We start from the raw sequence: 21,548 nt of genomic DNA, 5'->3' as shown, positions 1-21,548 counted from the left end.
TAAGGGCAACGTCCCAGTCTATCTCTATTTTGCCTGGCCCTTGCACGAATCACGAGGATTGATCATCCACGGAAATAGAGGATCACCGCTTGGAAGAGACCGATGGTGAAACCGAGGATCCCGCCTAGGTTGACGATCGCTTGCAGTTCATTGCGGACAATGCCTTGAATGGCAAGTTCCAAGTCTCGCGGGGAGGTAGCGCGCACCCGATCGATGATCACTTGGTCGATATCAAGAATGGGAATAGCCTGGGCCACAATGTTTTCTAAATCGCGTTCTAGATATTGCTCTAGCACCAGCGCCAGTTCTTGGCTCACGGGTTCTAGGGACTTATAGACGGCATCGGAGGTTTGCAAGCGATTGAGCAGTAGGTCGGCGGTGCTATCCCAATCGACCGACTCGCCCAGACCTTCCAAGAGATCGGCACCCCGATTGCTCACATAGTCGCGCACCGTCTCGCGCATGGTGCTGCGCAGTCTGCGCACCGTGGAAACTGGCAGGTTTTGCATGGAGAGGTTTTGCAGCCACTCGGTCAACCGCCCTTTAATGCCTAAGGCCTGAATGAGCTCGGTGATGCGGGTATTGGTGGCCTCTTTTTCATCGAGGCAGTAGGTACGTAGGCGGGTGAGGGTATTGCGTAGACCAAATAGATTGGCGACCACCCAGTAAGTACCGCTGGTTTTTTCGCGAAAGCCTTCGTCGATCACCTGAATGTTGCGATCGGTGAGGAAGTCGATCAGGGTCACTCGCAGAACATCCGGGGGCAGCACCACGTTCAGCAGCCAGTCGGACAGTTGGTCTGCCTGCATGTCGGAGAGCTGAAACTCTAGCAACACTTGGTCAAAAATCTGGTTGAGCTGCGGGGCTAGGAAGTCTTCCTGTCTGGCCCAAACTCGCACCAAGCGCAGGAGCGATCGCCCCAATAAATCCCGCAGGATATTGGCGACAATTTTGCTAGTACCCCGATCATCTCGGGCCTGGAGCTGTTCTAGGGCCAGCCGCAGCAGCCAGAGAATGGCCGACTGCATCCGCTCCGTTTGCAATAAGCGCCGCGCTAGGTTTTGCAGCTCTGCTGGCGTCAGCAACGACCCCATAATGGTATCGGCGATCCGCTTGGCTAGCCGTTCTTGGTTGCTGGGAATCAAGCCTGGGGTAAAGGGCAATCGTCGTCCGGCGATGTAGAGGGGACGATAGGGACGAAACAGCATTTTGATGGCTAGATCATTGGTGAAATAGCCAATGATGCCCCCCACAACGGGAGGTGCGGCAATCAGCAGTAGGGTGGAAGCGTCCAAGGGCAAAAGAGGCGATCGGGATAAACGGGTGTCTTATTGACAAGGCACCTCTACGCCTACCCTATCATTTTTGACGAGGGCCCTGTCTTCTATCCAAATGGCGATTTTTGACCCGCGCTGGCGTGATTCACCGAGTTGCGACCAAGACACCCATCAATCCGCCAGCGATCGCGTAATGGATCGCCTGACGAAAGCCAACCTGGTAAGCGATCGCCCGCTGCTCTGCTCCCACGGGAAAGCGATCGATGCTGGGGGCTAAGTAGGCATACTCATCTTCCATGCCTAAATCTTTGGCCATGGGTACCACCACGGTGGCCAAGTACCAGTGTTGGAACTGCCGCATGAGGTCACTGCTAGGACGATGGAAATCTAGGATAGCCACCGTTGCGCCGGGCTTCAGAACGCGGTGCAGTTCCTGTAAACTATCGGGAATAGAAGCGACGTTGCGTAGCCCATAGCTCATGGTGGCTGCATCAAAGGTGCTGTCGTCAAAGGGCAGATGGAGCGCATCGCCTTCCACCCAGGTAATCGGTAAGGGCGATCGCCGCTGATCGTTGCGCTGTTGGGCGATCGCTAATTGAGAGGCAGCAAAATCAACCCCAAATACATGACCGCTGGGGCCCACCTGCTGGGCTAAAAGCTGGGTGACATCGCCACTGCCGCAACATACATCAAGACAGGTTGCACCTAGCGTTGCCCCGCTCCATTGAACGGCCATCAGCTTCCAGACCCGATGTAGGCCTAGACTTAGACCATCATTTAACTGATCGTAGACGGGAGCAATCCGGTTAAACAATGCCTGGACGCCGTCGGGAGCCACCGGAGACCTCATAGACCAACCCTGGTATATATCTCTGCCATCCTACCGCGTTGATGGAACCATCCTGGATCTAGCGGCAGGTGCAGGAAATCGCTAGACCAATTTGCTGGGCGGAGAGATAGAGCAACTGCAGTTCCTCAGGACGGAGCGGACAAAGGTTGATCCACTGTAGCGAAATCACCGCCATCACTGCTTCTTGGAAAATAATGGGAATCACCACATGGGACTGAATCCCTTCCTGAGCATAGTAATCGAGCTGGGATAGACCTGGATCTTGGCTCACTTGAATGACGCCACGAATTACCTGCTGAGCGATCGCTTGTTGGGCTAGGGGATCCTGCTGCAGCCAATCGGCAGCTCCCGGCTGATTGCTGCTGTACACCTCTGTCAAAGCAGCATCCTGCACCATCCGTAAGATGCAGCGATCGGCGGAAAAGCTGCTGCACAAAGCCTCCACAATGGCGTCAAGTCGCGCCTGATGATCCACCGATCGCTGGGTCACCCGCACAATAGCACTGAGGAGATGGGTTTGGGCCTGAGCTCGCTTCAGGTCATCTGATCGCTGCTTTTGTAATTCGTAGCTTTCCACCGCCCGCTGCACCACCGTTTTCAACTCCGATGGATCCCAGGGCTTGGTGATATATTTGTAAACCTGCCCAGAGTTAATCGCCTCCACCAAGTCTTCCACATCCGTAAAGCCGGTGAGGATAATCCGCATGGTGTTGGGAAACTGCACCACGGTTTTGCTGAGGAACTCCGTCCCTTTCATTTCCGGCATCCGCTGGTCGGAAATAATCACCGCCACTTCGCCCTCCTGGGCCAAAATGTCTAGGGCAGCGCCACCACTTTCTGCCTTCAGCACATTGAATTGACGGCGAAAGGTGCGGTAGAGCAAATCTAAGTTGTCCGGCTCATCATCCACCACCAGCATTTTTGGCTTTTTGGCTTGTTCAACCTGTTGCAGTTGTTGGCTAATGTCGTCAATTCCAGGGATCACAATGTCCATCCAGTGGTCTCCTTCAGCAAGTAGGTGGGGCGAACACATCGGCCTGTGCTCACATAAGCTGTGCGCTTGACATGATATATCCATAGGAATTCAAGCCAAGCCATGATGCAACCGGATTGATTCGCGTACTAGTTTGAGTAATTACCCTAATGAATGTGATGCTTTAGACGGCCCTGCCGACTTATCGTATCAAGTTTGGGCGGCCACTCCCATAGCCTGGATGCGATCGCTGTTGGAACAGCAATCCTCCAACGGCGATCGCCCTTGATGCTTGCCCAAGACCTGATGATGTCTAATCTTTTGTGTCCCATGTCTGAGGCTTGCAAGCTAGTCTACGCTAGTCCGATTGGGGGAAATCGTTTCTCAGTGTAGCAGTGCCCATCGAGCAGGCCATCCTTCTCTGGTAGGGCATACCGATTCTTGCATCAAGCGCTGTTTCAACGTCCCTCACACCCAAGAGAAAAGGGTTTGAGATGCAAGTCTTGGTTCAGGCAAGAGGTTCATCGAGCTTGGATAGGCGGGAGCGATCGCCAGCAAAAAGCCCCCAGTCTTGACAGAACAGGGGCGGCACGTGAGCAAGAGGAACAGCATGCCTAGGACATGCTAGTGCTTATCCCTTAAGCTAACGGCTCAACATTAAGAACGGTTTTTGCCTAGGCTAAACCTCAGGGATAGATCAGGGGCGATCGCTCCCAGCCTATCCCTACCGGCCTATCCCTACTAATCATCTAGAAAAAGGCAGGCTGGTGACGAATGAGGCTGAGGAACTCCTCGCGAGTTTTGTGATCCTCTTGAAACACACCCACCATGGCGCTGGTCACCGTCCAAGAGCCTGGCTTTTGCACACCGCGCATCACCATACACATGTGGCTAGCTTCCATGACCACAGCCACCCCACGCGGATCGAGAATGGTCTGTACCGCTTCTGCCACCTGACGAGTGAGCCGCTCTTGCACCTGCAAACGACGGGAATACATTTCCACAATCCGCGCTAACTTACTTAGCCCAACCACCTTTTCGTTAGGAATGTAAGCTACATGCACCTTACCCATAAAGGGCAGCATGTGGTGTTCGCAAAGGCTAAATACATTGATGTCGCGCACGAGCACCATTTCATTATGGCCCTCATCAAAGATGGCTCCATTCACCAACTCTTCTAGGGACTGTTGATAGCCACTGGTGAGAAAATGCATGGCCTCAGCAACCCGCTTAGGGGTTTTGAGGAGACCTTCCCGTTCTGGGTCTTCTCCAACACCCAGAAGAATAGTCCGCACCGCATCCATCATCTGCTCTTTAGCTTCTTCGGTTGTGGGGTGGGGAGTGGAAGCTTGACCGTTGATGGTATTGCGATCGGGGCGGGTTTCAGGCACGGGCTTGGCCTCGCTAGGCGTAAGTGAATTGGCAAGCCCTTTGCTATTGAGGCCATTCGAGTTGTTGGAAGAGGCGATAGTCATGAGCAAATGTGCAATAAAGAACCTGTTAAACGGGAAACGATGGGGCGTTACTCCACGGTGGTTGCCCTAGAGACCATGTCCTAGGCTGACGCAGCAACGCCTACGCAATATTTCAGAGTGGACTGAAATGCTAAAGTGCGCCGGCACTGGGCATCACCACGAGTTCATCGATGACGGCCTGAGCAGGCAACAGAGCAGCCTGGACAATCGTCTGGGCTACGATTTCGGGGGTGAGCATACTGGCACGATTAAAGTCAGCCTGCACTGTATCAGTATCCCAAATCGGCGTATTCACGGCTCCGGGGGTAATCAGCGTGACTCGAATGCCATGACTGCGCTCTTCCGCCGCCAAGGTCTTCGATAGGGCAATCAGCCCAGCTTTACTGACGTTGTAGGCACCCCAGCCAGGAAAGGCTTGATGACCCGCAATGGAACCGACGTTGATAATGGTGCCCTGCTGGCGATCGCGCATGGACGGTAGAATGCCCTGGATACACTGGAAAACGCTGGTGAGATTGAGGGTTAAAACGGCCTGCCAGTCCCCCAACGATGTATCCACCAACGTGCCGGTGTAGCCCATGCCGGCATTGTTCACCAAGATGGTAATCGGCGCACCCTGGTGGGCGATCGCCGCAATGGCGGGCTGAATCTGCTCTAGATTGGTGAGGTCAAGGGGATGGATCTGTACATCAACTTGATGCGATCGCGCCTCATCGGCAACCTTGAGCAGGTTATCCTTAGAACGGCTTAGTAAGACTAGATCTACACCAGCTTGGGCAAAGGCAAGAGCCGTGGCTTTGCCAATGCCACTACTAGCTCCAGTAATTAGAGCCCGGTGGCGCTGTTGAATATCCATGCACAAGTCCGAATGAACATCAGTGGTGTCATAGAGAAAGTCGCTCTCAACGGTGAAGAGACTCGGTCTAAATAAGGTGTAAACCGCTAACCCTTGAGTGCAGACGTCACCACGATTGACTCAGATAATTGGGAGTCGGGGTTGATTGCGAGGGTTCGCTCATGTGGGATGTAATCTTTAATGACTTAAGACGGGAACGATTGGCTTCTCCGTAATGATGACGTTTTAGAAAACCATTAAAACGCCCTAGATTTGCGGCTAGCATCGTTCATGTTGCCCCTGTCTATAGGCTAGAAAAATGTGTGAACTAGGATACAGATAGCTCAATTGTAAACAATTATTGCTAACCACCTTTGGGATTATAACATTGGCATCGAGCCCTGCGGCCGGCCACTCCCGGGCTACTGATTGAGATTCATCAATGATGAGTATAGCGATCGCCCCCGCCGATGGGATGAGCACCTAGGCGGCTGGTACCTGGAAAACACCGATCTGCCGGAATTTTTGATAGCGTTGCTCGCGGCGCTCAACGCTGGTCATGCGGTTTAAGTCTGCCAGATGCCGCAGCAGAGCTGCCTTGAGGCTACTGGTGGCGGCAACGGGGTCGGAATGGGCTCCCCCAATGGGTTCTGGCACAATTTCATCTAGAATGCCCAGGTTTTTGAGATCCTTGGCAGTAATCCGCAGGGCTTCGGCGGCCTGGGGAGATTTACCAGCGTCTTTCCAAAGAATGGCGGCACAGGCTTCTGGGCTGGCTACGGTGTAGACCGAATGCTCAAACATCAACAGGCGATCGCCCACGCCCACGCCTAGGGCACCACCGGAGCCACCTTCCCCAATCACGGTGCAGAGGATGGGCACGTCGAGGCGAAACATTTCCCGGAGGTTATAGGCGATCGCTTCCCCCTGCCCCAACCGTTCTCCTTCCACACCTGGATAGGCTCCGGGGGTGTCAATAAAGGTGAGGATGGGCATACCAAAGCGGTTGGCATGGTTCATCAACCGCATGGCCTTCCGGTAGCCACCGGGGGAGGCCATGCCAAAGTTGCGGGCGACGTTATCCTTGGTATCGCGTCCTTTTTGGTGTCCTAGCATCATAATCGGCCGACCATCCAGCCGACCAATGCCACCCACCAAGGCCTTATCATCCACCCCCGTGCAGCGATCGCCATGCAGCTCAATCCATTCATCAGTCATCGACTGAATGTAGTCGAGGGTGCTGGGACGACGCGGATGCCGCGCCACCTGCAGACGCTGAGAGGGCGTTAGACTGCTGAAGATTTCCTGGCGGAGTTGGCTGGCCCGCGTCTCTAGCTGCCGGAGTTGCTCCGAAACATCAACATCGTTCTCTTCGGCAAGGCTGCGGATTTGATCGATGCGAGACTCTAATTCAACGAGGGGTTTCTCGAAGTCAAGAAGAATGGGCTTGCGTTCAGGAGTAGCCATGGTGGGTGGGGGAAATACCTGGGAAACAAATAACCAATCTGAGACAAAGATGCGGGTAGGGAAGCGATCGCCGGAGCAGCCGTTTCCCCTCTGCAGGTCTAAGCTGTACCGCTAGGCTGGGCTAATAAGGGACGGAACCCATGCTTGATGGAGGCTTGGCCAATCAAATCCATCTTGTCGAGGGTGATTTGATTGCGTCCCCAGGAAAAGTTGGTGTACAGCTTTTCAAATTCCAAGAGCATCGACTCGGCAAAACAGGCAAAGAGCTGTCGCGATGGCACATCCATGTTGACGATTTGCATGATCTTCCAGTCAATATCCAAGGAATGTTCCACAATGCCGCCATTCAGCACATGGATCTCGGGATGCTGAAGCTGGGTGGCCAAGTTTTTGGGATAGCCTCCGTCGATCAGCAAGCAGGGATGTTTGAGGGTTTCAGGATTAATTTCTACCCCCTTGGGCATACTTGCTACCCAAACTACTACATCCGCTTGCGGCAGCGCCTCTTCTAAGCTCAAAATTTTGCCGCGACCCAGCTCATCCTGCAGCGCCTGTAGTCGCTCGGCATTGCGGGCCACCAGCAGCAATTCTTTGACATCGGTGCGAGCATCTAACCAGCGACAAACAGCGCTGCCAATATCGCCCGTAGCGCCGCAGACCGCTACGGTAGCTTGGGATAAATCAATGCCTAGTTTGGGAGCAGACTGTTCTACCTGGCGGCAGATAATGTAGGCCGTGTGGGTGTTGCCGGTGGTAAACCGCTCAAACTCTAGCTTGACGTTACGCACCTGCTTAATCTGCTGGAGATTAAAATTCTCGAAGATGATGGATGAGAAGCCGCCCAAGGCCGTAATGTCAATATTGTGCTTTTGAGCATGGGCCATGGCGTTGATGATTTTGCGGGTGGCCGCCTTAATGCGCCGAGCAGCTAACATTTCCGGCAGAAAGCAAGACTCAACGTAGTACCCTTCGATCTGTTGACCGGTGAGGCTGGTTACTTTGATGGTGTCTACGATTTGTGGCGGAGCGCTACACCAGAAGTCTAAGTCCTGGTCGGCGTATTCGGGATAGCCCAAATCATGAGCAACGGATTGAGCGTGTTGAAGACTGGTAAGGTGACCGATGAGACCAAACATGAAGGATCCTGTGCAGACCTATAACTAGGTGGGATGGCGAATGACGTCGTGAATCAGAGGCGATGGAGCCGGATTTCTCAATCGATCAATCCCACACACCATCGTAGACAGACCGAGCCAGTGTAGACCGGTACTGAGTGATCAGTATAACGGGCAGAGCAGGGGAACTGGCGGGGCACCGTGAGACTTTGGAGATGGAGCGATAACAGCAGCCAACATGGGAGCTAGGTTACAGCCCAAGGATGCTGGATTCACCGAGTCCAAAGGTTTTTTGATCATACCAGTCTGGTGCTCCATGGGGGCGATCGCTCTTGGGGAATCCCGCAATTCTCAGAGGAATGGATCGCGGGATTCCTAGGGTTAAGGGTTACTCGATCCTAAAAGCTAGGGATGCTATCCATCACCGCGAGCCAGCAGGGGCGCTGCACTCAGGAGAGTTTGGGTGTAGGGATGTTGGGGATGGGCAAAGAGGTCGGCCGTTGCCCCTAGTTCTACGATCTTGCCAGCATTCATCACGGCAATACGATCGCAGAGGAAACGGGCTACCCAGAGATCGTGGGTGATAAATAGGTAGGTGAGGTCAAAGTCGCGCTTCAGGTCAAGCATCAGATCCAGCACCTGGGCCTGGACACTGGCATCCAGCATACTCACCGGCTCGTCGCAAATCAGCAGCTTGGGCTGGGTGATCAAGGCCCGGGCGATCGCCACCCGCTGCTGCTGGCCGCCGGAGAGATCGCTGGGATAGCGCAGGTAATATTCCTTGGGATCTAAACCCACCCGCTCTAACATGGCATAGACCCGGCGCTTGGCTTCCGTCGCATCGGCCAACCGATGTACCAGAAGCGGATCAGTAATGCTCTGCCCAATGGTCATCATGGGATTGAGGCAGGCATGGGGATCTTGGAAAATCATCTGCATCTGGCGACGCTGCTGGCGCAGGCGCTGCCGATCCATCTGGGTGAGGTCTTGCCCGAGGAATTCGACGGTGCCGCTGGTGGGACGCAGCAGGTGCAGAATGGTGCGAGAAAGGGTGCTTTTGCCGCAGCCCGACTCACCCACCAGCCCTAGGATTTCCCCTGGATACACATCCAAATCCACCCCATCTACGGCCTTAATGGTGCGGCGGGGCGATCGCGTCAGCAGGCGAGCCAGGGGATTGTCTTCGAGGGTGAAGTGCTGCTTGAGATGACGTAGCTTGAGAATCGGTTCCTTCGCGGGCTCCTGGGAGGCGATCGCCCCTTCGCTGGCCTGGAGCAACCGAGCGGCCTGGAGCAGCGATCGCGTGTAGGGATGCTGAGGACTCGTCAACACCGTGTCTACCTCGCCCATCTCCACCAGCTTGCCCTCATACATCACCGCTAGGCGATCGCAATATTCTCCCACCAGAGCCAGGTCATGGGAAATCAGCAGCAGCCCCATCTGGCGCTGGTCGCAAAGGCGGGTCAGTTCGGTGAGAATTTGGGCAGAAACGGTGACGTCCAGACTCGTGGTGGGTTCATCGGCCACAATCATTTTGGGTTCGAGCAGCAGGGCTAGGGCAATGGCTACCCGCTGCCGCATACCGCCGCTAAACTCATGGGGATATTGCATCCAGCGGTTGGCAGGAATATTGACCGTTTCCAGCGCTTCCACCGTTTTTTCCCGCAGTTGCCGTGGGCTGAGGTGGGGGCGATGGGCGCGCAGGGTTTCCATACAGTGCCACCCCACGGTCATCAGCGGATTCAGCCGGGTCATGGGATCTTGGAAAATCAGGGCGATCGCTTCCCCCCGAAACCTGCGCAGGGCCGGGGGCGATAGATCAAACACCGACTGCCCCTGAAACAGCACTTGGCCATCCACCTGGCTCTGGGGCGGCAGCAGTTGCAGCACCGCCCGCCCCAGGGTAGATTTTCCACAGCCGGATTCTCCCACCAGCCCCAGCCGTTGCCCAGCCGCGATGGACAACGACACGTCATTGACGGCCCAGTCCTCAGTCGAAGCTTGACGGTGCTGGGCGCGGGAGGACGGTGGATAGGCAACCCGTAGGTTTTGAATCTGGAGAAAATCCTGGCTCATACAAGACAATGACGGAACTAACCGGGATGAACCCAGGGGCGATCGCCCACTGGTTGGAACGCAGCTAGACGCAACTAGCTTGGACTCATTATGTCGGAAAGTCGGTCAAAGTTGGCTACGGGCTTTGAGTTGTAGATAGCGATCTACGAGTTGATCGGTGATCTGATGGGCGGGGGCATCCAGAATCAGCGCACCGCGCCGCTGCAGGAGAGCCAGGGCAAGGTGGCGCTGCTGCAGGAGATCTAGGGCAACGGCGCGGGCATAGCCTGCCTCTACCGTTGGACTGGGCGCTTGGGCCTGGCGATCAATGTAGGGATCGCGCAGGGCGACGCAGAAAGGCAGGTAGCGTGGCGTCAACCGCCCCATGGCAGATAGGACTTCACTGGACGCGGTTTGGTCAATAATGTCGGTGAGCAGCACCACCAAGGCGCGCCGGGTTTGTTGACGGGTCACCTGGCTCACGGCATCGAGGTAGTCGGGTTCTAGCAAGACCGGTTGAATCGGCGTCAGGTGGCTGAGCAGCTTGGGTAACTGCTGGGAGCCGCGATCGGGAGGAATCCACACATGCATCTGCCGATCAAACACGCCTACTCCAACGCGATCGCCCCGTTGTAGGGCCGCAAGAGCCAGGGAGAGGGTGGCGTTCAGGGCCCAGTCAAATCGCTTCAGTCCCTCTACTTGAGCGGTCATCAAGCGACCCCGATCCAGCAAAATCATCAGGGTTTGTTCCTGTTCGGGTTCCAGCACACGAATCAGGGGACGGTTGCGGCGGGCGGTGGCTTTCCAGTCAATCAACCTTGGATCATCACCGGTGCTGTAGTCTCGCAGTTCGGCAAACTCAGTCCCCATTCCCTGCCGGCGGATGCGGCGGATGCTGCCGCTGGTTTGCAAGGTAAGGCGGATCGAGAGCGATCGCAGCCCAATCAGATCAGGAAAAACCGCCACGCTCCGGGCCTGATCCACGGTCCAGCTATCCCAGCCTAGCCCCCAAGCTCCCCGCTGCCGTAGATAGATCTTGCCCCAGGCATAGTCTCCCCTGGTGGTGGGAAAAATTGTATAGGTCAGGGTTTCTTGATGATGGGCAGGTAGATTTAAAGAAAACTGCGGTGGCGTAGCGGTGAATACGGCGGGGTAGGTGTCACGGAGCTGCACTAGGGCCGGGCGATCGCCCGTGGTCACCGTCACCTGCACCAGATTCTCACGCCCAATGGAGAGGCGATCGTCTAAGCTCCGCTCAACCGTAACCCGGTGAGGACGCACGCGCCAGCTATCCAGGATCACGGCAGCCACGATGCCGATATCCAGCCCTATGAGCAGCAAAGCTATGGGTGGTGCGGTGGTGGCCTGGGTGGCCGCCTGGGTGAGGGTAGCCACGCCAACCCCCAAGGCCGTGACCAGCAGCAACATTAGGTAGGTCTGGCGGGAGGGAATCATCGCGGTACGGGTATTTGGCTGAGAATCGAGGCAATGATCGGCTCGGTTTGCAGCCCGTCTAGCTGAGCTTCTGGGCGCAGAATCAGCCGGTGGCGCAATAGGGGAGGGGCGATCGCCTTCAGGTCATCCGGGGTGACAAAACTGCGTCCTTCCAGCCAAGCATGGGCCTTGCTGGCCTGGAGCCAAGCCACTGCAGACCGAGGGGAGGCTCCTAAGGATAGGTCGGGATGCTGGCGGGTACGCTGCACCAAGCTCATCAGATAATCGATCAGAGGCTCTGCCACCTCTACCTGCTGCACCAATCGGCGGGCAGTGAGAATGTGTTCTATGGTGGCGATGGGTTTAAGCTGCTCTAGATTGACCCGCTTGGTTTGCAGTCCTGATTGGGCATTGACCAGCATCTGGCGTTCGGCAGCGGGGCTGGGATAGTCCACCACCAGTTTGAACAAGAAGCGATCGAGCTGGGCCTCAGGCAAAGGATAGGTACCTTCAAACTCCAGGGAATTTTGGGTGGCAATCACCCAGAATAACTCTGGCAACAGCAAGCGATCGCCATCTAGGGTGACCTGCTGCTCCTCCATAGCTTCTAGCAGGGCCGATTGGGTTTTGGGCGGCGTGCGGTTAATTTCGTCGGCGAGCAAGATCTCGGTAAACACCGGCCCGCGCTTCAGAGTAAAACTGCGGGTATTCAGGTCAAAAATGTTAGTCCCGAGAATATCCGAGGGCAGCACGTCTGGGGTGAGCTGGATGCGGCGAAAATCGGCCTTGATCAACTGGGACAAGGCTTTTACCGTGAGGGTTTTACCTGTCCCCGGTACGCCTTCTAGAATCACATGTCCCCCCGACAGCAGCGCCACCATCAGGTGATGGACGACGGCGGTTTGCCCCACCACAATGCGGCTGATGGTGCTGTTGAGGCGTTCGAAAAGCGAGGAAGGATGGTTCACAGGGGAAGAACTCATGGGGCAGAGGGGTTCAGCAAAGGAGATGGGCAGAGGTCAGAGATGGGGTAGAGCGATAGGAATCAATGGAGATCGCTAGACATCGATAGGAGATGTAGACGGAGAAATGGGTTAGGTCGGGGTAGACTGGCGAACGCGCTGAATTGTTTTCAACCAGAGTAGCAAGTCTTGCTGGCTCATGGACTGACGGGGAGTGAGGAGCGCCAACACATCGCCAGGGGGCTGATGGGTTTGCTGGCTCCAAGCTTGGGCGATCGCTGCTGGGGAAAGATCTTGCCCGTGGAGACCCAGGAATGTCTGCAGTCGCCGCCGTTCTGCTTGGAGGATGAGGTTTACCACAAACGTCTGACAGCCAGCTTTCATGAGCACTCCAGCTAGGGCGTTGATATAGGCTGGGCTGTTGTCTACGGTGGTGGTGGTTAGGGCTTGGGGTACGCCAAACCGTCGATTCTGATCCCAAATCAGCAGCAGCAGGATAGCGATCGCTTGGGTGGCCACAATTAACAGGGGTGTTTTGGCTAAGTAGCCCCAAAGGGTGGGCGGCGGTGGCAGGGGCGGTAGATCTTCGACCGTAAAGCCCTCTAATTCAGGCCGGGGTGGACAAGCGTCTAGCTCCGCGATCGCCTCCTGGTCAGCATCCTCAGAATAGCCGTGCAGAAATTCATCTACCAGAATCGGTAGACCCGGCTCCGTGACCAACTGAGTGAGATAGGTGAAGTTTTGGAGGGTCGTTTGGTAGGCATTGGCGGCGAGAAACGGCGGAACCACATAGATCACCCGCCCTGCTCCCATCGCCTCCTGCCACACTAAGGTGCCATACTCATCGGCGATCGCCGCGTCATCGGCTGCGGTCGGCAAGGTCATCGACACCTGTTCAACAGGGCCCAACTCCTCCTGGGGTTCATCTAGATCATCTAGAGTCGCCCGGCGACGGGTCTCAACCTGCACCGGGCCCACCGATGTTTCTACCTGGCTGCGAAAGGGAGCACGGGTGGCAGGCGATCGCACCCCCACATGGATGATCACATTACCCCGACTCACCCAATCTTCGGGAGTTCTGCTCTGTAAGACCCATGGCTGCATAAACTCACCGTAGAACCGCAGGAGCGTGATGGCTTGGGGTGGCGGTTCCTGTTCCTCACGATAAAAACCTGGTAAGTCGTCGAGCGATCGCTGCCAGCGACGAATATCAAGACTGCAATCTTGGCGCATTTGGGCATACCAGGCCCCGTAGCCAAAGGGTGTCCGGTTGTAAGTAGACCCCTGCAAGTTAGAGCCACTGGGAGCTAGCCCTAGGGTCAGCAGTAGCAGGGCCGCGATCGCCAAAGCGCCGAGCAGCCATGGTCGTTTGCGATTGCTCATGGGGACGGCAGCTCCTGATAGGCGGCCCAGCAGCGCTCCCATTCCGCAGCAGAAATTCCTTGACTGCTAAAGCAAAGCTGTTCATGGATCGCCAGCAGCAGGTAGTAGGGTGCTGGATCCGCCATGGTCAAAAGCAAGGCTCGATATTCTCCGTCCGTGCGGCTAGCCTCCAGCCGAATAATGTCTTGGTCGCTGAGCTGGCTGATCATGGCCATATACAGGCAACGGCAGGCCTCGCTGTAGTTACCTGCCTGCTGCGCCTGGCGAGCTTGGGTGACCCAGGTCTCGGGGGCACGATGGGGGGAGGGGCTTGGCTGTGTAGGACGGCGATCGCTCACATCTCGCCCTAGCCACGCTTGGATCTGGGGCGCAAATTCTCGATAAAACTGCCAGCCTAACCAGCCCAGCAATCCGCCAATGATGATGATGAATAGAGTCCGCAGCAGCCAGTCTGGCGGCGTCACCTGGGGCATGGGTACATCGGGCTGCACCGCGCTCCATTGTGCCTCGATCCATTCACTGACCTGCTGGGTGGCTTGCTGCATCTGCCAGCCTAAACTAGTGTCTTGATAGTCACGAGGGGGAAAGATCTCGTCCATGGCTAGAACATCGTAGGGTTCAGGGGGCGATCGCCTGCAACAAGGGCTTTTAAATATGAGTTCAATACCGTTATAACTCCAGCAGCCTCAACTCTTGGGGCAATGACGGATCCCGTTCAGCCGGAGTTTAGTTTAGCCCTGGTTAACTGGCGAAAGCTTATAGCCCTCACCCCCAACCCCTCTCCCGGAGGGCGAGGGGAGCCGATCCATTCCTCCGGTTCCCTTGCCTCTTGGGAGCGGGAGAGAACTTTCGGGTATCTGGCTAACAAGTTTGGTTGGTTAAGCAGAGTTCAACCTGAGTCTGTCGAAACCCATCTGCCATTCTCTAGCTAGCTCAGGATGAACGGCGAGGCTGAGGATCGGCAGCGAACATGGGCCTAACGTACCCCGCAACGGTAGCATAGACGAGGCAGATTTGCTCGGGGCAAGCTTGCACCCTAGCGCTTAGCGGACAAGACCTAAGGATGGCGATCGATTAATACTGTGACTCCCCAAGCTTTGACTCCCCAAGGATTTCTGAACCTTTATAAACTGGCGGGATGGACATCCCACGACTGCGTCGCCAAGGTGCGTCGGATTCTGTCCCAGAAGCGGGTTGGCCACGGCGGCACTCTCGATCCCGCTGCTGTGGGGGTCTTGCCGATTGCTGTGGGACGGGCAACGCGCCTGATTAACTACCTCAGCTCGGATAAGGCCTACCGCGCCACCATCCGCTTTGGCGTGACCACCACCACCGATGACCTAGAAGGTGAGGTGATCGCTGAAGCTCCAGTCCCCCACCTCACCCTCGACGACGTGACGGCCATCCTCCCCCGGTTTGAGGGGCAAATTGACCAAATTCCACCGCAGTACAGTGCGATTTCGGTGGATGGAAAACGCGCCTACGACTTGGCTCGGGCTGGGCAAGTGGTGGACATTCCCATCCGTACGGTGACGGTCTACCGCATCGAAGTGCTGGCCTGGCGATCGCTTCCCTATCCAGAACTAGAGGTGGCGATCGCCTGTAGTGCCGGCACCTATATTCGCTCGATCGCCCGCGATCTTGGCGACCAGCTCCAGACCGGAGCAGCCCTGGCCCACCTGATCCGCACGCGCAGTAGCGGCTTTGTCCTAGAGGAAAGCATTACTCTGGATGACCTCCTAGCAGGCTGGACGGCGGGCGAGAACCTGTTCATTCCCCCCGAGCAAGCTCTCCAACACCTGCCGCTCCTCACCCTCGATGGAGAAACCGCCCGGCGCTGGCAGCAAGGACAAAAGGTGGCGATCGCTCCCCCCACCACCAGCCTTCACTACCGAGTGCATGGGGAAGACCAAACCTTTTTAGGCGTTGGGGAATGGATAGATCCCACAGCCGATCAGCCTCCCCGCCTCCGCCCTCGCGTTGTGTATGACCCGTAGCTGTGACGCCAAAAAGCGATCGCTAGGATTCATACAGAAGCTCTAAGCGATCGCCTTAGACATAGAAATCTTGGGCTTGATGACGTCCCGATCGAACAACATGGGGCGGCCAAGTTCCCGAGATTTTTTCTGGTTCACCTCAAGTCGGTAGCGGTTCCTGGGTCGATCCGCCAGCAGCTTGGCGATCGTGAATCACATCAATGGTCAAGCCTTCCCAAGCCACCACGCTGTTTGCAAACTGCTTAGACGTAACGTCTTTGATATCATCCATGAACTGATCACAATGCAATGGATCATGGTGGAAAATCACCAATTTTTTGACATTGGCAGCTTTCGCTACCTTCACCGCCTCTTGCCAGGTGGAATGCCCCCAGCCGACCTTGCTCGACTTTTCTGAATAATATTCATCATCCGTGTAAGTCGAGTCGTAGATCATCACATCGGCATCACGGGCCAGCCACATGACGTTCTCATCCAGGCGATCGGTGTAATGCTCCGTATCGGTGATGTAAGCGGCAGCATAGCCATTCCAATTCACCCGATAGCCTACGGCTTCACCCGGATGATTGAGCAGAGCATTTTCCACCAGCACATCGCCAATTTGAACCGCTTCACCCACCTCTAAATCACAAAACGACATTTGCGATCCCATGATCTGTAGCGGCACAGGAAAATTAGGGTGGAGCATTTGGTCATTCAAACGCTGCTCAATGGTTGAACCATTGGGAGCCACCGCCCCATAAATGTTAAAGCGATTCCCTTTCACAAAGGCTGGGGTGAAAAACGGAAATCCTTGAATATGATCCCAATGAGAGTGAGTGAAAAAGAGGTGTCCCTCCACCGGAATTTGGGACATCAACTCTTGCCCTAGAACGCGCAGCCCTGTTCCACCATCAAACACGATGCGATGTCCTGCGACCTGCATCTCAACACAGGAGGTGTTTCCACCGTAGCGCACAGTCTCGGGTCCCGGACATGCAATACTGCCCCTCACTCCCCAGAAACGAACAATGAATTGATCTTGTGCGTTAGACATGAATATCCCTTGCCAAGGTTCTATCGAATCATAGACAGTGAGCCGAGATAGGTGGCTAAAACCATTTCGAATATAGCCAGTTTTACCCCAGAACTCTAGCGGATGCGGAAACCAAGTAGAAATTTTTACAATACATGGCTTAGAACTGTCCGCTCTAAGCTTGCCCTGTAAACGTGCAGCCTAGCTCCTAGACTACACTGAGTATGATCGATGGATTGGTTTCGGCGCTACCCTGAAAATATTGAACGATCACCCTACAAAGTGAACTTTGGTAGATGTATGGTGGTTAACCTTTACCCGCCCTAGTTTAACTTAGCAGGTCAGCCAGTCTGTATGCCAACCTTGCAAGGTCTGCAATCCTGAAGGACTCGTCAGGTTAAATTGAAGGGGGGTCACTGTAATGTAGCGATGTTGAATAGCTCGAACATCCGTCTCTACAATCTCCAATGGCACTTCTAAGCCTTCAGGATGCTTACCCTCTAGTTTAACAGTAGGATTAAAGGACGGATCATCAACCTCTTCCAACACTTCTCCTGCTAGCCAATAATAAATCTTGCCGCGCGGGTCGATGCGTTGTTCAAACATATCCGTATAGCGGCGGATGCCTTGCTGGGTAATCTTCACGCCGGCGATATCGGCGGCGCGCACCGCTGGAATGTTGACATTTAGCAACATGAGATGGGGCAGAGGATGCTGGCTGAGGTGCTGCAGTAGGGTTTTGGCAAAGTTGGCGGCGGGCTGAAAGTCTTGGGAGGAAAAGCTGGCGAGGCTAAAGGCTATGCTGGGGATACCTTCCATAACGCCTTCCATGGCGGCGGAGACGGTGCCCGAATAGAGAATATCGGTGCCCAGATTCGAGCCATGATTGATGCCTGAACATACGATATCTGGTGGTGCATCTAGGAGTGTGCCCAGGGCGAGCTTCACGCAATCGGATGGAGTGCCCGAACAGGCCCAAGCTTGAATGGGGTCATGGAACACAGACTCGACACGCTCAACGCGGATGGGTTTGTGTAGGGTGAGACCATGACCGGTCGCTGATCGCTCGCGATCGGGACAGACCACCGTCACGGTGTGGCCAGCCGCCACGAGGGTGTTGGCTAGGGTGCGAATGCCCTGGGCAAAAATACCGTCGTCGTTGCTAATGAGAATGTTCATGGGGAAAGGTCGATGGGCAGGGAGTGGAACAGGGCACAGGCCTTATTGTAGGGGTATTGTTGAGATTGAAACGGCGGTGGATGGGGATGGGGCGATCGCCATTGCTCAGGACTGCTGTTAGAGTTGAATATTAGAGTTGAATAGAAGCAATTTTCTAAGGGCGTTCAATCCCTGACGTGGCGGGCATCTTAGCATGTAAGATGACAGGGTTTCTATCTAGAACCATGGGATGATTCTCTAGGCAGCCGCCTTCAGGGTTCCCTTAGCACCTAGCTCTACACCACCGGTCTTAGCAGTTTTAATCCATGACTAGCACAACTACCCGCGATCTAGAATCTCAGTTGAATGCATTGCAACAGGAGGCCCAGCAGGCGATCGCCCAGGCTGAGAATCTGGAGCAGTTGGAGCCGCTGCGCATTCAGTATTTGGGCAAAAAGGGTCAGCTCTCCAAGGTGTTGGGAGGGATGGGTAAGCTTGATCCTAGCGATCGCCCTCAGATTGGAGCCCTGGCCAATGAGGTGAAACAGGTCGTGCAAACGGCGCTGGATGAAAAGCGGGGAGCGCTGGCTGCCGCTGCTATTGAGGCGCGTTTGGCCGCAGAGACCTTAGATGTAACCATGCCAGGTGTCTATCGTCCCCAAGGGCACAGCCATCCCTTGTCGAGCACCATTGAGCGATCGCTGGATGTGTTGGTGGGGCTAGGCTATACCGTGGCCCAAGGGCCCGAAATGGAAACCGACTACTACAACTTCGAGGCGCTCAATACCCCAGCAGATCACCCTGCCCGCGATATGCAGGACACCTTCTACCTGCCCGATGGCAACCTGCTGCGCACCCATACCTCATCGGTGCAGATCCGCTATATGGAGGAGCATGATCCTCCGATTCGGGTGGCGGCTCCGGGGCGCGTGTATCGCCGAGACACCGTTGATGCAACCCACGCAGCGGTGTTCCATCAAATTGAGCTTTTGGCCATTGATGAAGGGCTGACGTTCACCGATCTCAAGGGCACCATCAAAGTATTTTTGGAAGCTATGTTTGGCGATTTGCCCATTCGCTTTCGTCCCAGCTTCTTCCCCTTCACCGAGCCATCGGCGGAGGTAGATGTGCAATGGAAGGGGCAATGGCTCGAAGTCTTAGGCTGCGGTATGGTGGATCCCAATGTCCTCAAGTCGGTGGGCTATGACCCAGAAGTCTACACGGGATTTGCGGCGGGCTTTGGCGTAGAACGGTTTGCCATGGTGCAGCATCGGATTGACGATATTCGCCGTCTCTACACCAGTGATCTGCGCTTCCTGCGGCAGTTTTAGGCGGTGCGGACAGTTCGTTACAAGACGACGGTGCGTTACAAGACGGTGCGTTACGGCTGCGCCTAACAGCACCTGACAACAGCGATCGCTTTCTGGTCTTAACCCTAATCGTTCGATGACGGTTCGTTCGATAACGGTGACTGTTGCGCAAGCAGGTGGGTGGTCTCATCGGCCGATAGGGGTGGGCTAAACCAATAGCCTTGCATGATGTCACAGTGAAGCGATCGCAGTTTTTCGACTTGATCGCAGGTTTCGACGCCTTCGGCCACCACCGTCAAGTTCAGTCCCTTACCTAGGGTAACAATGGCGGCAATGATCGCCTCATCGCTGGAGTTGGTGGCAATATCCTTCACAAAGGCGCGATCGATTTTGAGGCTTTGCAGAGGGAAATGCCGCAGATAGTTGAGGGACGAGTGACCACTGCCAAAATCATCCAGAGCGATGCGTACCCCCATTCGCCGCAGATGATGTAGAGTTTGCGACGTGTAGTCTAAGTTGTCCATCACGGCCGTTTCCGTGATTTCTAGCTCCAGCAAATTGGGGTCTACGCCGGTTTCATGGAGAATGGTGGCGATCGCTTGCGGCAGCCCTGGGGCCTGAAACTGTCGGGCTGACAGATTGACGGCGATCGGGATAGGCGGCAGTCCCATGGCAGACCAGCGCTTGCTCTGTTGGCAAGCAGTGCGCAGTACCCATTCCCCAATCGGCACAATCAATCCATTATCTTCTGCCAAGCTAATGAACGTTTGGGGGGCAATTAACCCTAAGGACGAATGCTGCCAACGCAGCAGCGCTTCCACTTGGGTAATTCGCCCCGTGTGGGCTTCCACTTGGGGTTGATAATGCACCACAAATTCCTGGCGCTCTAGGGCATGGTAGAGGTGATTATTGAGAATCAGCCGCTCGCAGGCCTGGGAGTGGATGGTGGCGGTGTAAAACTGGTAGTGATCCCGTCCTTGGTCTTTGACTCGATAGAGGGCAGCGTCAGCATTTTTCAGCAGGGTTTCCAGATCCTGCCCATCCTGGGGATACATGGCAATGCCAATGCTGATACTGATGTGTAATTCTTGGCCGTTAATGTAAAACGCGGGTCTGAGGGCCGCCGTGATCCGTCCAGCCGTATCGGCAGCAGTCTGGGCAGATTGTAGGTGAGGCAAGAGCAGGGTAAATTCATCGCCCCCCCAACGGGCCATCACCTGATCGTCGCTGAGGCAGTTCTGCATGCGCTGGGTCACCTGCTGCAAAAGCTGGTCTCCGGTGGCATGGCCGAGGGTATCGTTGATGATCTTAAAGCGATCGAGATCGAGAAAGGCCACCGCCACGAGGGTGTTGCTTTGCTGAGCAGCGGCGATCGCTGCTGGCAAGCATTGTTCAAAGCGGTTTCGGTTAGGCAAACCGGTGAGGGCGTCGTGGAACGCCTGGTAGCGCATTTTCGCCTCGGTTTGCTGGCGCTTGATGGCCCCGCTGAGGCTGGCGGCAATCGTGGACAGGATTGAGGCTTCGCTGGGTGTCCATTGGCGATCGCGGTGGCAATCATCAAAGCCGATATAGCCCCAGAGGTGATCGTCAATCACAATCGGGAACATAATCAAGGCCCGAATGCGATCGCGGTTGAGTAAAACCTGCTCTTCTTCTGGAAAGTCTGTGACTAAACCATGAATGGGCTGGCCTTGGCGAAAGGTGTTATACCAGCGATCTAGCCCAAAGTTGTTGTAGCGCTGGTTTTGCCAGTGAACTTGGTGAATACTGGGTTTGGCTCCAGGGCTGACCCATTCAAACCGCATACTCATGCAGAGATCCCCTGTTTCAGGATGGGGATGATTTTCGTAAATATAGGTGCGATCGGCTTCCACGGCCTGGCCTAAAATTTTCAGCACAATTTGCAGGGTGCTGTTGAAATCAGAACTGGTGAGCAGATGGTGGCTGGCGGTGGCGACGCCCTCCATGAGGCGATCGTGCTTGAGGAGTTCTGCCTCTTGCAGCTTGCGCTGGGTGATGTCTTCCACCGTGCCTTCATAACGGATGACGGTGCCAGCCTCGTCGTAGATTGCCCGGGCACATTCCGAGATCCAAATAATGCTGCCATCTTTGCGATACACCTGGGACTCAAAGCCCCACACCGTGCCCTCTACCTGCATCAAGTGTTCAAACTCATCCCGGCGCACCATGTTGACGTAGAGCTGCTGGCGAATATTGGTGAGTTCTGCCATCAGTTCCTCCG

General features: G+C 55.4%; 18 protein-coding genes. 3 read left to right on the top strand and 15 right to left on the bottom strand.

What is annotated here, in order from left to right:
- Positions 1-62 precede the first annotated feature (62 nt).
- From V6D20_21785 to V6D20_21775, 3 genes are all read right to left on the bottom strand, one after another.
- The gene (locus tag V6D20_21785; protein HEY9818415.1) at positions 63-1,295 is read right to left on the bottom strand and encodes a DUF445 family protein; all 1,233 of its coding nucleotides are present in this window, start codon (positions 1,293-1,295) and stop codon (positions 63-65) included.
- 127 nt (positions 1,296-1,422) lie between these two features.
- The gene (gene ubiE, locus V6D20_21780) at positions 1,423-2,127 is read right to left on the bottom strand and encodes a bifunctional demethylmenaquinone methyltransferase/2-methoxy-6-polyprenyl-1,4-benzoquinol methylase UbiE (GenBank protein ID HEY9818414.1); all 705 of its coding nucleotides are present in this window, start codon (positions 2,125-2,127) and stop codon (positions 1,423-1,425) included.
- A 58-nt stretch (positions 2,128-2,185) separates the two neighbouring features.
- On the bottom strand, positions 2,186-3,121 hold the full coding sequence (locus tag V6D20_21775; protein ID HEY9818413.1) for a response regulator: 936 nt from the start codon (positions 3,119-3,121) through the stop codon (positions 2,186-2,188).
- A 133-nt stretch (positions 3,122-3,254) separates the two neighbouring features.
- On the opposite strand from V6D20_21775, the gene V6D20_21770 reads away from it, so the two are divergent.
- The gene (locus V6D20_21770; protein HEY9818412.1) at positions 3,255-3,389 is read left to right on the top strand and encodes a hypothetical protein; all 135 of its coding nucleotides are present in this window, start codon (positions 3,255-3,257) and stop codon (positions 3,387-3,389) included.
- 460 nt (positions 3,390-3,849) lie between these two features.
- Here the strand turns inward: V6D20_21770 and folE are convergent, their stop codons facing one another.
- The 9 genes from folE to V6D20_21725 all read right to left on the bottom strand — a co-directional run bounded on the left by folE (position 3,850) and on the right by V6D20_21725 (position 14,425).
- On the bottom strand, positions 3,850-4,407 hold the full coding sequence (gene folE / locus V6D20_21765) for a GTP cyclohydrolase I FolE (GenBank protein ID HEY9818411.1): 558 nt from the start codon (positions 4,405-4,407) through the stop codon (positions 3,850-3,852).
- Positions 4,408-4,705: 298 nt separating this feature from the next.
- Positions 4,706-5,431: an SDR family oxidoreductase gene (locus V6D20_21760; GenBank protein HEY9818410.1), complete on the bottom strand. Its 726-nt coding sequence runs from the start codon at positions 5,429-5,431 to the stop codon at positions 4,706-4,708.
- 462 nt (positions 5,432-5,893) lie between these two features.
- A complete protein-coding gene (locus tag V6D20_21755) occupies positions 5,894-6,877 on the bottom strand; it encodes an acetyl-CoA carboxylase carboxyltransferase subunit alpha (protein ID HEY9818409.1) in 984 nt (327 codons plus the stop codon).
- A gap of 98 nt (positions 6,878-6,975) precedes the next feature.
- The gene (locus tag V6D20_21750; GenBank protein ID HEY9818408.1) at positions 6,976-8,013 is read right to left on the bottom strand and encodes a long-chain acyl-[acyl-carrier-protein] reductase; all 1,038 of its coding nucleotides are present in this window, start codon (positions 8,011-8,013) and stop codon (positions 6,976-6,978) included.
- A 393-nt stretch (positions 8,014-8,406) separates the two neighbouring features.
- Positions 8,407-10,068 (bottom strand): ABC transporter ATP-binding protein, encoded by a 1,662-nt coding sequence (locus tag V6D20_21745; GenBank protein HEY9818407.1) that lies wholly within the window; start codon positions 10,066-10,068, stop codon positions 8,407-8,409.
- Positions 10,069-10,173: 105 nt separating this feature from the next.
- The gene (locus tag V6D20_21740; GenBank protein ID HEY9818406.1) at positions 10,174-11,502 is read right to left on the bottom strand and encodes a DUF58 domain-containing protein; all 1,329 of its coding nucleotides are present in this window, start codon (positions 11,500-11,502) and stop codon (positions 10,174-10,176) included.
- Positions 11,499-12,464, bottom strand: coding sequence for a MoxR family ATPase (locus V6D20_21735; protein ID HEY9818405.1), 966 nt, complete (start codon positions 12,462-12,464; stop codon positions 11,499-11,501). Before V6D20_21735 ends, V6D20_21740 begins: the two co-directional genes overlap by 4 nt.
- Positions 12,465-12,575: 111 nt before the next feature.
- Positions 12,576-13,826, bottom strand: a complete 1,251-nt coding sequence (locus tag V6D20_21730; GenBank protein ID HEY9818404.1) for a DUF4350 domain-containing protein — start codon at positions 13,824-13,826, stop codon at positions 12,576-12,578.
- Complete coding sequence (locus V6D20_21725) at positions 13,823-14,425, bottom strand: DUF4129 domain-containing protein (GenBank protein ID HEY9818403.1); 603 nt, start codon at positions 14,423-14,425, stop codon at positions 13,823-13,825. Before V6D20_21725 ends, V6D20_21730 begins: the two co-directional genes overlap by 4 nt.
- Before the next feature lie 483 nt (positions 14,426-14,908).
- Between V6D20_21725 and truB the strand changes: the two genes are divergently transcribed.
- On the top strand, positions 14,909-15,823 hold the full coding sequence (gene truB, locus V6D20_21720) for a tRNA pseudouridine(55) synthase TruB (protein ID HEY9818402.1): 915 nt from the start codon (positions 14,909-14,911) through the stop codon (positions 15,821-15,823).
- Between the two features lie 139 nt (positions 15,824-15,962).
- Here the strand turns inward: truB and V6D20_21715 are convergent, their stop codons facing one another.
- Complete coding sequence (locus V6D20_21715) at positions 15,963-16,859, bottom strand: MBL fold metallo-hydrolase (protein ID HEY9818401.1); 897 nt, start codon at positions 16,857-16,859, stop codon at positions 15,963-15,965.
- Positions 16,860-17,171: 312 nt separating this feature from the next.
- Entirely contained in the window at positions 17,172-18,017 is an 846-nt protein-coding gene (gene surE, locus V6D20_21710; GenBank protein ID HEY9818400.1) for a 5'/3'-nucleotidase SurE, read from the bottom strand.
- A gap of 305 nt (positions 18,018-18,322) precedes the next feature.
- Between surE and pheS the strand changes: the two genes are divergently transcribed.
- On the top strand, positions 18,323-19,327 hold the full coding sequence (gene pheS / locus V6D20_21705) for a phenylalanine--tRNA ligase subunit alpha (protein ID HEY9818399.1): 1,005 nt from the start codon (positions 18,323-18,325) through the stop codon (positions 19,325-19,327).
- Positions 19,328-19,431: 104 nt separating this feature from the next.
- On the opposite strand, the gene V6D20_21700 is transcribed toward pheS, so the two are convergent.
- Positions 19,432-21,548: EAL domain-containing protein (locus V6D20_21700; protein ID HEY9818398.1), on the bottom strand; the 2,117-nt coding region annotated here is incomplete at its 5' end.

It is taken from the genome of Candidatus Obscuribacterales bacterium (assembly GCA_036703605.1).
Taxonomy (GTDB): Bacteria; Cyanobacteriota; Cyanobacteriia; order RECH01; family RECH01; genus RECH01.
The sequence above is the reverse complement of the archived record's forward strand: the minus strand, read 5'-3'. Positions and strand labels throughout refer to the sequence as shown.